The organism is Streptomyces colwelliae (assembly GCF_048158785.1).
GTDB lineage: Bacteria > Actinomycetota > Actinomycetes > Streptomycetales > Streptomycetaceae > Streptomyces.
In genome coordinates this window covers 1-3,704 of record NZ_JBLTJC010000627.1, presented here as the reverse complement: position 1 = coordinate 3,704, position 3,704 = coordinate 1, and the positions used below count along the sequence as shown (strand labels likewise).

Here is a 3,704-nt window from a genome sequence, read left to right as displayed (position 1 = left end):
ATCTTCGTGAGCGCCTCGACCTGCTGGTCGCTCAACTGGTCCATCGTGGACGCCTTGTCGAGGTAGTCGTCCGGGTCCGAGGACAGGAACAGCTGGATCGAGGGGTCCGGCTGCTCCCCCCGACGCCGGCGAGCCCGGTGGCCAAGAGAACGACGGAGGAAAATCGTGAGCCGCGAAAAGCTGATCCGCGCCTTCGGAACCGGCGTGGCCGAGAACGTCACCCAGCCCATCGACCCACCGCTGCTGACCACCCGGGAGGGCTGGAACCTTTCGGCCTCCCGCCGTCTGGCCCCGCCCAAGCGCGCCGACTGGGCTCCCAAGGGCACCAAGGTCGGTCCCCGCGATCCCCGCCTGATGTACCACGCCGAGATGCTCCCCGTGCTCACCCCGGCGTTGTGGCAGGGTCTGCTGGATGCGCGGCGCGAACTGCGCAAGAACCGCTTCCGCAGCGTCGGCCGCGCCACAGACATGATCATCGACGGGGACCGGGGCACCGGCAAGTCCACCCTGCTGGTGCAGATCGGCCGCGGCTTCCAGGGCATGATCGAATCAGATCTGGGCCCCGACCCCAACCGCATCCCCGTCATCTGCATCACCGTGCCGCCGCAGCGGGAAAGCAATCTGGACTGGTCGCTGCCGTTCGCCGAGTTCCTGGGCCTGAACCACACCATCAATCCGGACGACCGCAACCGGCGCACCGCCGACATGACCGAGCCCGTCGCCCACGTGATGCGCCAGGCCAAGACCCGCCTGGTCCTCATCGACGGCATCAACCGCATCCAGGACAACGAGATCGCAAGCGCGTTCAGCTACTTCGAGGCCTTGCAGGACCGCACCAACGTCACGCTCATCTTCTGCGGCACCGGCGCACGCGAGATCGTCCACGAGGCCCGCTACGACAAGCGGCGCAAGAACCTGCCCGACGCGGTCAAGAGCAAGGCCTCCTTCAGTGACCTGCCGGTGCTGTGGGCTGGGCACATCCCTTATGGCAATGACTGGCACAGCGTCGTCCAGGGCTTCGACGAGGACCTGTGCCTGTACGACCACACGCCCGGCGCCCTGCTGAAGCTCTCCCGCTACCTGCACCGGCGCACCGACGGCTACATCAGCGCGCTGAGCGACCTGATCTGCCAGGCCGCCCAGGAAGCCATCGAAACCGCTCCCGAGACCGGCACGGAGGCCATCACCAAGGAACTCCTGGACGACATCCGCATCGGCCGCGGCGACAGCCGATAGCCTCCCGAGCCTGTGCGTCCGGCTCCCTACCGGCTCCGCTGTCCTACCGCCACAGGGCCTGCCCTGTTCTTTCAGCCTGGGCCTGGGCGGTTGAGCACGCGGTAGTCCTGCGGCAAGGCGTCAGTCCCCTCCGCCTGGGGAGACACTGAGCTGGTTCAGCTGTGCTTCCAGATCATTAAGGCTGGAACTGAGCAAGGCGTGTTCGCTCCCTCTGGGCACCATGCGGGTTGTCTCTGTCAGAAACTCCCTTACGGGGGTGGGCGGCAGGGACAACAGTGCTGTTCCGGTGGGTGACTTGAGCTGCATGAAGGCACGCGGATGGCCGGAATCGGAAGGGCTGGTCCAGATACTGATGTCGCCGCTGCCAGCCTTGTCATGGAGTCCGTCTGCCAGCAAGTCTCTGGCGAATGTCCAAGTCACTTGGTGTGGCCCGGGATCGAACACAGCTTCTACCGCATAAGGGTCTGTCACACGGTAGTTGAGGTGAGTGGGCAGCGGCAGGGGGATCTCGTTGCCTCCACCCAGATAGAGGTGTGTCGTGATCCAGGCGTGGACCATCTCTTGCCGCAGTTCGATCTGCCCGTTGCTGATGTCGTGCAGTTCCCGCTTCTCGGCAGTGGAATCTGGTGCAATCGTGCGCTGATCGTTGTGTGCGGCACGGTCAGTCGCATGGTGGGCGCTGCGTGCCGGTCGTGGCGCACGCAGCGTGGCCAGGTCCGGTTCGCGTGGTGCGCAGTGCAGGGGTGCAGTGACGTGTTCGGCGTGTTCCGTCTCGCTGCAAGCGCACGTGTACAGAACCGGCAGCCAGCCGTTGTCGGCGGGCGCTGGGGCATGCGGCCAGGACAGCCGCTCGTCTGTGCTGATGTGAGTCAGCCAGCTACGGGCCAATGACCGCGCACCGTGTGCAGGGTCCAGCCGGGCGAAAAGGCGCTCAAGCAGCGGGTCCCGGTTGATGAATGGTGCGGTTGGCGGCATCGATGCGAGCTGCAAGCAGCTGTGCCGAAGGCACCGCATTCGCTGGGCGTCCAGCCCCGGCCCGCCCGTTCTGTTCCAGGACATGCGCGGGAAAGACTGGCTGCCGAGGTCTGCCTGCGTCCCGTCCGCGTGAACGAGCTGCGGGTGGAAGGCGGTTGCTCGTGGCCAAGCCTGTCCCAAAAGGTTCCGTTCCTTCATGTCCTGCCACATGCACGCCGTCCATGTGGCGAGGCGCAGAGCTGGAGCCGCTCGGTCCTGGCCTGCCCCACCGGTCGTTCCGAGGTCAGCGAGGAGGCGTCGGACCAGCATGTCGTGCAGCGCGTCGCGCTCCACGCACGCGGCAAGTTCGATGCGGCGGAGGACGGTCGGGAACTCGCTGCTCTGGTGAAACAGCCGGTAGAGATACGTGAGATGCCGTGGGGTGTCAGAACGGGCGCGCTCGCGGTTCCGTAGGAGCGCAGCCAGATACGTCTGTTCCCGCGCGGACCACGGGCTCGTCGATCGGTGAGCCTCGTCGATCACGAGCAGGGGCACTGATGCATGAGGCCGGGACCGGGCGGTGACGGCGAGGACGCGTGCCGGTCGGACAGTGAATCCCTCAGCGATGTCCCTGCGGCGGCGCGCCTGGCTGATCTGGTCGAGGAAGGCGTTCGTCTTCCCCGCGCCAGTCGAGCATGTGATGACTGCGATTCCCGTGACAGCGGCCCTGCCCGCAGGGCTTGAGGACGCAAGTCGTTGTGTCTGTACGGCGGTGTCGGCGGGCGTGTGTGTCGGGGCTGGGCTGCAGGACAGGGGAAGGTGTGCGGCGGTGTTGAAGCGTCGTAGGGCGTCCGGGGTGGCCGAACCGAGCGCGGCGACCACACGCGGCGCGCCGAGACTGGAGGCGTCCAGCAGGGCGTCGAAGTCGTCGTAGTCCAGCGTCTCGGAATTGTTCATGGCCCCTTCACTTCGGACGTTCATCGTGCTCCTCCCTCTCCCAGTTCGAGCTGGTGCACCTGCCGAGTGAGGCGGTCGCGCAGCCGGCTGGTGCGGCGTTCGAGCGCCTTCTCCGTCAGCCCGGCCCGATGAGCGGCCTGCTTCTGGGTGTATCCCATGGCACGCCATCCCAGGGCCTCGCGGACCTGCGGGTCCGTCACCAGCGGGAGAAGGCGGTCGAGGAAGTCGTAGGTCACCGCGGTAGCGGCCGGGTCGGCGGCCCTCTGGTCCGGCACGAGGGAGAACACGTCGGCGTTCTCTTTACGGTCCTGAGGGTGGTCCAGTTCAGTCTGCCTCTGCTGGTGGCCGTCGAACCAGCGGATATAGACGCGGGGGAAGGCGCGGATGGCCGCACCGATGAAGTAGGTGTCCAAACTGGCACCCCCCTCGGGGCTCCAGCGCCCCTGGACGAGTCCATAGGTGCGGAAGACATGCAGGCCGCCCAGGACGCTGTCGACGACGACCTCATGCCGGTCCTCCGCCGTCCAGCCGAAGGTGATCTTCTGCACCGGCACGGG

General features: G+C 66.6%; 2 protein-coding genes and 2 pseudogenes. 1 reads left to right on the top strand and 3 read right to left on the bottom strand.

Annotated elements, in window-relative coordinates:
* Positions 1-230 (bottom strand): annotated as a pseudogene (locus tag ACNFOC_RS52225) (hypothetical protein); the annotation flags it as partial.
* On the opposite strand from ACNFOC_RS52225, the gene ACNFOC_RS52220 reads away from it, so the two are divergent.
* Entirely contained in the window at positions 205-1,236 is a 1,032-nt protein-coding gene (locus tag ACNFOC_RS52220; RefSeq protein WP_416965998.1) for an AAA family ATPase, read from the top strand. The pseudogene ACNFOC_RS52225 and the gene ACNFOC_RS52220 sit on opposite strands and share 26 nt — an antisense overlap.
* A gap of 120 nt (positions 1,237-1,356) precedes the next feature.
* Here ACNFOC_RS52220 and ACNFOC_RS52215 read toward each other — a convergent pair whose 3' ends face one another.
* Positions 1,357-3,147, bottom strand: a complete 1,791-nt coding sequence (locus ACNFOC_RS52215; protein WP_416965997.1) for an SsgA family sporulation/cell division regulator — start codon at positions 3,145-3,147, stop codon at positions 1,357-1,359.
* Positions 3,148-3,167: 20 nt separating this feature from the next.
* Positions 3,168-3,704: pseudogene (locus ACNFOC_RS52210) on the bottom strand (sigma-70 family RNA polymerase sigma factor); the annotation flags it as partial.

Coding starts and splice junctions, on each gene's coding strand:
- ACNFOC_RS52215 (WP_416965997.1), bottom strand. CDS start 3,147: ATGAACAATTCCGAGACGCTGGACTACGACGACTTCGACGCCCTGCTG.